Source organism: Bowmanella yangjiangensis, from assembly GCF_018531185.1.
GTDB classification, from domain to species: Bacteria; Pseudomonadota; Gammaproteobacteria; order Enterobacterales; family Alteromonadaceae; genus Bowmanella; species Bowmanella yangjiangensis.
In genome coordinates this window covers 151,580-157,741 of record NZ_JAHDJU010000005.1, presented here as the reverse complement: position 1 = coordinate 157,741, position 6,162 = coordinate 151,580, and the positions used below count along the sequence as shown (strand labels likewise).

At 47.6% G+C, this 6,162-nt stretch carries 10 protein-coding genes; 1 reads left to right on the top strand and 9 read right to left on the bottom strand.

The annotated features are described in order from the left end of the window. Positions 1–278: 278 nt before the first annotated feature. The gene (locus tag KJY73_RS21295; protein WP_214345626.1) at positions 279–1,040 is read left to right on the top strand and encodes a hypothetical protein; all 762 of its coding nucleotides are present in this window, start codon (positions 279–281) and stop codon (positions 1,038–1,040) included. Between the two features lie 61 nt (positions 1,041–1,101). Here KJY73_RS21295 and rplQ read toward each other — a convergent pair whose 3' ends face one another. The 9 genes from rplQ to rpmD all read right to left on the bottom strand — a co-directional run bounded on the left by rplQ (position 1,102) and on the right by rpmD (position 6,160). Beyond that, complete coding sequence (rplQ, locus tag KJY73_RS21290) at positions 1,102–1,500, bottom strand: 50S ribosomal protein L17 (protein ID WP_102798686.1); 399 nt, start codon at positions 1,498–1,500, stop codon at positions 1,102–1,104. Positions 1,501–1,542: 42 nt separating this feature from the next. Further along, a complete protein-coding gene (locus KJY73_RS21285; protein ID WP_206595833.1) occupies positions 1,543–2,532 on the bottom strand; it encodes a DNA-directed RNA polymerase subunit alpha in 990 nt (329 codons plus the stop codon). Between the two features lie 22 nt (positions 2,533–2,554). Next, positions 2,555–3,175 carry a 30S ribosomal protein S4 gene (rpsD, locus tag KJY73_RS21280; RefSeq protein WP_206595834.1) on the bottom strand — a complete coding sequence of 207 codons (621 nt, stop codon included), beginning with the start codon at positions 3,173–3,175 and terminating at the stop codon, positions 2,555–2,557. A gap of 30 nt (positions 3,176–3,205) precedes the next feature. Beyond that, a complete protein-coding gene (gene rpsK, locus KJY73_RS21275; protein ID WP_102798683.1) occupies positions 3,206–3,595 on the bottom strand; it encodes a 30S ribosomal protein S11 in 390 nt (129 codons plus the stop codon). A 12-nt stretch (positions 3,596–3,607) separates the two neighbouring features. After that, positions 3,608–3,964 (bottom strand): 30S ribosomal protein S13, encoded by a 357-nt coding sequence (gene rpsM / locus KJY73_RS21270; RefSeq protein ID WP_206595835.1) that lies wholly within the window; start codon positions 3,962–3,964, stop codon positions 3,608–3,610. Between the two features lie 106 nt (positions 3,965–4,070). After that, entirely contained in the window at positions 4,071–4,187 is a 117-nt protein-coding gene (rpmJ, locus tag KJY73_RS21265) for a 50S ribosomal protein L36 (protein WP_102798681.1), read from the bottom strand. Between the two features lie 24 nt (positions 4,188–4,211). Further along, positions 4,212–5,531 (bottom strand): preprotein translocase subunit SecY, encoded by a 1,320-nt coding sequence (secY, locus tag KJY73_RS21260; protein WP_206595836.1) that lies wholly within the window; start codon positions 5,529–5,531, stop codon positions 4,212–4,214. Between the two features lie 5 nt (positions 5,532–5,536). After that, positions 5,537–5,971, bottom strand: a complete 435-nt coding sequence (rplO, locus tag KJY73_RS21255) for a 50S ribosomal protein L15 (RefSeq protein WP_206595837.1) — start codon at positions 5,969–5,971, stop codon at positions 5,537–5,539. A gap of 3 nt (positions 5,972–5,974) precedes the next feature. Continuing rightward, positions 5,975–6,160 (bottom strand): 50S ribosomal protein L30, encoded by a 186-nt coding sequence (gene rpmD / locus KJY73_RS21250; RefSeq protein WP_425427716.1) that lies wholly within the window; start codon positions 6,158–6,160, stop codon positions 5,975–5,977. Positions 6,161–6,162 lie beyond the last annotated feature (2 nt).

Sequence of the window (6,162 nt, the reverse complement as noted above, 5' to 3'; positions counted from 1 at the left end):
AACTTTTTAACTCTTTCGTTGCTTGCCGTTCCTTGAATCCTTCTGCCTTCCTGGCTTGCCGGGCTACCCCGTCGAAGTGGTGCGCATTCTAGAGATTTCAGCGAAGCCGTCAACTGGTTTTTTAAGATTTATTAAGTTTTGTAGTTCAACCGATTATTTTCCAGCCAATTGGCTTATTTTTGTTTCGTTTTGTTTATTTCTTGTTACTCTTGAACTCCTTTTCCGTACGAGAGTCCAAGTCGAGACTCAGTCGTTTTGACACCTTCGGAAGTCTGTTCATGAGAAAATTATTATATTCGGTAATGTTATTAGCCGTAACAGGGACGACGGCAGTAGCAACAGAAACTACCGAGACAACAAATAAGAACAGGGAAACAATAGAATTTATTCAAAGGCAAGTCGCACAGAACATGTCGATAGGCCGGGCAATAAAGAGTATCGTCAGTCACTACCCTCAAGATGTAGAGGTAGTAGTAGGTACCGCCTTGGATTTGTATCCGGATCAATATAAAGAGGTGATCCATGCCGCTATATCCGCACAGCCTGCATTAACAGAGGACGTTGTGCGCATTGCTCTGGAAAAAGGCATCACCAGTTGCACTAATATAGTAGAGACAGCTATTAACGCTGAACCCAGCTATGTTGACTTTGTTGCTAGCGCCGCCGTCTATTCCACACCTGAAGAGCTAGACGATATTGTCAGGGTAGCGGTGGTCACTGAGCCAAATTCGGCGGATGCCATAGTGCGCTCTGTTGCCAAAGCTCATCCTAATAAGCTTGTTGATATTATTAAAACCGCGATGGAAGCCGTTCCATTTGTTGGCGAGTATATAGTAGACGCTTTATTAGCGGCGTATCCTGATAATGCAGATGAAGTGGTGACTACTGCAATCAAAGAGTCCGCTTCCCATCATGATAATCTACAGCGAATTCTTGAGACGGCTCGCAGCGCAGGCTTAACGGATGAACAACTTACCCAGTACGCAATTAATGCTGGAGCAAATGCTGAAGAAGTTGCAGCAATATTGAAAGGCGACTAACGATTTTCTTCAGGTAATAAAAAAACCGGGCTTAGCCCGGTTTTTTTATTTAACAGACAACTTATTCAGCTGCTGCTTCTTCGGTAGCTGCTTCTTCTGCAACTGGGCGGTCTACCAGTTCAACATATGCCATAGGGGCATTGTCACCAGTACGGAAACCACATTTCAAAATACGAATGTAGCCTCCTGGACGCTCGGTATAACGAGGACCCAGTTCATTAAACAACTTACCTACTACCTCTTTATCACCAGTGCGAGCAAAGGCCAAACGGCGATTTGCAACACTGTCTTGCTTAGCAAGTGTAATCAGAGGCTCAATAACGCGACGCAGTTCTTTCGCCTTAGGCAAAGTAGTTTTGATGATTTCGTGTTTCACCAAAGAACCTGCCATATTGCGGAACATCGCTTGACGATGGCTGCTGTTGCGATTTAACTGACGACCACTCTTACGATGGCGCATGGTTCTTTCCTTCTTAACAAATCAGTTTAACTTGCGACCTGATTAGTCTTTCTCAGCAATACTCTCTGGTGGCCAGTTTTCCAGGCGCATACCCAATGAGAGTCCGCGAGAAGCGAGCACGTCTTTGATCTCAGTCAGAGACTTCTTACCCAGGTTAGGGGTTTTGAGCAGCTCTACTTCTGTGCGCTGGACCAGGTCACCAATGTACTGGATAGCTTCTGCTTTCAAACAGTTGGCAGAACGTACAGTCAATTCCAGATCATCTACTGGGCGAAGCAGAATCGGATCAAATTCCGGCTTCTCTTCTTTAGCCACTGGCTCTTTAATATCACGCAGTTCTACGAAGGCATCCAATTGCTCAGCTAAAATAGTAGCAGAACGACGGATGGCTTCTTCTGGGTCGATAGTGCCATTGGTTTCCATATCGATAATCAGTTTGTCCAAGTCTGTGCGCTGTTCAACACGAGCAGACTCAACACTGTATGCAATACGTTCTACAGGACTGAAAGAGGCATCCACTAACAAACGACCAATAGGTCTGTCGTCTTCTTCAGAGGTACGACGGGTAGCAGCAGGAATATAACCACGGCCCATTTCCACCTTAATGCGCATGCTGATAGAGGCTTCGCCCGTCAGCGTACAAATCTGGTGCTCTGGGTTTACGATAGTGACGTCACCATCGTGCTGGATATCGCCTGCAACTACCGGGCCTGCACCAGACTTAACCAGGGTCAAGGTGGCTTCATTCTTACCTTCGAGACGAACGGCCAAACCTTTAAGGTTCAACAGAATCTCGATAACGTCTTCCTGGACGCCTTCCTTAGTGCTGTACTCGTGCAATACACCGTCAATTTCTACTTCAGTTACCGCGCAACCAGGCATGGATGAAAGCAGAATACGACGTAATGCGTTTCCGAGTGTATGACCGAAACCACGCTCCAAAGGCTCAAGTGTTACCTTAGCGCGGGTTTTGGATACGTTATCAATCTCGACTAACCTTGGTTTAAGGAATTCAGTTACAGAACCCGACATTGTTTCCTCTCTTTGACCTTCTTTACTTACTGTAAAGTTCGACGATCAGCTGTTCGTTAATTTCGGCAGACAAGTCGCTACGCTCTGGAATGCGCTTAAATACGCCTTCCATCTTCTTGCTGTCCACTTCTATCCAAGTAGGCTTTTCGCGCTGATCGGCAAGCTCAAGAGCAGCCACGATACGAGCTTGCTTCTTAGCTTTTTCACGAACAGACACAACGTCTTCAGCAGATACGCTAAAAGAAGGAACGTTAACAACTTTACCATTGACCAGAATGGCCTTGTGACTAACCAACTGACGCGCTTCAGAGCGAGTGCTGGCGAATCCCATGCGGTAAACCACGTTGTCAAGACGCTGTTCAAGCAATTGCAGCAGGTTTTCACCTGTGTTGCCTTTCAGACGTGCTGCTTCTTTGTAGTAGTTACGGAATTGCTTTTCCAGCACGCCGAACATACGACGAACTTTCTGCTTCTCACGCAACTGCACACCATAATCAGACAAACGGCCACGACGGGCACCGTGCTGACCAGGCGCAGTATCAATTTTACATTTCGAGTCAATTGCTCGAACGCCACTTTTCAGGAACAGGTCTGTTCCCTCGCGGCGGCTAAGTTTGAGTTTGGGACCCAAATATCTTGCCATGATCTTTCTCCAACTGTCCTAAAACGCTGCTTATACGCGACGTTTCTTAGGTGGACGACAACCGTTGTGAGGAATAGGAGTCACATCGGTAATGTTAGTGATACGGTAACCCGTAGCATTCAGGGCACGGATCGCAGACTCACGGCCTGGACCTGGACCTTTAACGAACACTTCAAGATTTTTCAAACCGTATTCCTGGGCCGCAACACCGGCGCGCTCGGCAGCAACCTGAGCAGCAAAAGGCGTAGACTTACGTGAACCACGGAAGCCTGAACCACCGGAAGTTGCCCAAGATAGGGCATTACCTTGACGGTCAGTGATAGTCACTATCGTGTTGTTGAAAGAGGCATGGATATGAGCCATACCATCAGCGACCTGGCGTTTTACGCGCTTACGAGTACGTACTGGTGCTTTTGCCATAAATCCCCCCGCTTACTTCTTAATCGGCTTACGAGGACCTTTACGGGTGCGCGCATTAGTTTTAGTGCGCTGTCCACGTACAGGCAAGCTGCGACGGTGGCGCAAGCCACGGAAACAACCTAGGTCCATCAAACGTTTGATGCTCATTGACACTTCACGACGCAGGTCACCTTCAACAGTGAACTTGGCTACTTCGTCACGCAGCTTGTCAATTTGCGTTTCATCAAGATCTTTGATCTTGGTAGTCTCTGCAACACCAGCGGCCGCACAAATGCTCTTCGCACGTGTAGCACCGATACCGAAGATCGCTTGGACAGCGATGACGGCATGCTTGTGTTCAGGGATGTTAATGCCAGCGATACGGGCCACTAACAGCACTCCTATAGTTAAATTGTCGTCAGCCTAAAAAGCCCGCTAGGATACTTATCCAACGACAAAATTGCAAATTAAGCTCTCAAAAAGAGCTTGTTGTTGATTAGCCTTGCCTTTGCTTATGCTTAGGGTCGCTGCTACAAATCACACGCACAACACCGTTGCGCTTGATGATTTTGCAGTTACGGCAAATCGCTTTGACAGATGCACGAACTTTCATTTCGTTACTCCGTAAATGCCTTTCTTATCGACCGAAGCCTTTAAGATTGGCTTTCTTCAGAACAGACTCATACTGATGAGACATCAAATGGGTCTGGACCTGTGCCATAAAGTCCATGATTACCACAACGATAATCAGTAAAGATGTACCGCCAAAGTAGAACTGCACGTTCCAGGCAATCATCATGAACTCGGGCACCAAACAAATAAAGGTAATGTACAGGGCACCGGCCAAAGTCAGGCGTGTCATCACTTTATCGATATAGCGAGATGTCTGTTCACCAGGGCGAATACCAGGCACAAAGGCACCGGATTTCTTCAGGTTATCTGCTGTCTCGCGCGGGTTGAACACCAACGCAGTATAGAAGAAACAGAAGAAAATTATCGCTGCTGCATACAACATGGCATGCAGAGGTTGCCCAGGGGACAACATCAAAGACACATCCTGCAACCAGGACAGCGCTTCATTCTGACCAAACCAGCTCGCCAGTGTACCTGGGAACAGGATGATACTGGAAGCAAAGATTGGTGGAATAACACCCGCCATGTTGACTTTCAGTGGCAAATGCGTGCTTTGCGCAGCAAATACCTTACGGCCTTGCTGACGTTTAGCGTAGTTGACCACGATACGACGTTGGCCACGCTCAACAAACACCACGAAATACGTCACCGCGACGACAATCACACCAATCAGTACCAGGAACAGGAAGTTCAAATCTCCCTGTCTGGCTTGCTCCACAGTTTGACCGATAGCTGAAGGTAAACCTGCAACTATACCGGTGAAGATCAGAATGGAGATCCCATTGCCGATACCACGCTCAGTGATTTGCTCACCCAGCCACATCAGGAACATAGTTCCGGTGACCAGACTGACCACTGCTGTAAAGTAGAAGCCGAAACCAGGATTAATCACCAAGCCCTGCATCAGGTTTGGCAAGCCAGTGGCAATGGCTATTGCCTGGAAGATCGACAGTACCAAGGTAAGATACCTGGTGTACTGGCTGATCTTACGACGACCTGCTTCACCTTCCTTTTTCAGTTCCGCCATCTGAGGATGAACAACCGTCAACAACTGCATGATGATGGACGCTGAAATATAAGGCATGATGCCAAGCGCCAGGATTGATGCACGCTCTAAAGCACCACCGGAGAACATGTTAAACATTTCTACGATGGTACCTTTCTGCTGTTCGAACAAACTCGCCAGCACCGCAGCATCAATACCAGGAATAGGCACGAAAGAACCAAGCCTGAATACGATAATCGCACCCAAGACAAACAACAGCCTTGATTTAAGCTCGGTCAAACCGCCTTTGGCGCCTGAATCCAATCCTGGTTTAGCCATTTAGCTTATTCCTCTACTTTACCGCCAGCAGCTTCGATAGCTTCACGGGCGCCTTTAGTTACCTTCAAGCCGTTTACAGTAACAGCGCGAGCGATGTCACCACTTTTCATTACTTTAACGTGCAGCACGTCTTTCTTAACCAGACCTGCAGCTTTTAAAGTTTCAAGTGACACAACTTCACCTTCTACCTTAGCAATTTCAGCCAACGTAACTTGGTCAGTAACCAGAGACTTACGAGAGGTGAAACCGAACTTAGGCAGACGGCGCTGAATAGGCATCTGACCGCCTTCGAAACCAGCGCGTACGGTACCGCCAGAACGAGAAGTCTGACCTTTGTGACCACGGCCACCGGTTTTACCCAAACCAGAACCGATACCACGGCCCAAACGCTTGGATGATTTTTTAGCTCCAGGTGCAGGAGCAATCGTATTCAAATGCATGAGTTACTCCTCAACTATCTCAACCATGTAGTTGACTTTGTTGATCATACCGCGAACAGCAGGAGTGTCTTCCAACTCACGAACATGACCAATACGACGCAGACCCAAACCAGTCAACGTAGCCTTATGGCTAGGCAGACGAGCGATTGAGCTCTTGGTTTGTCTTACTTTGATTGTCTTAGCCATGATTC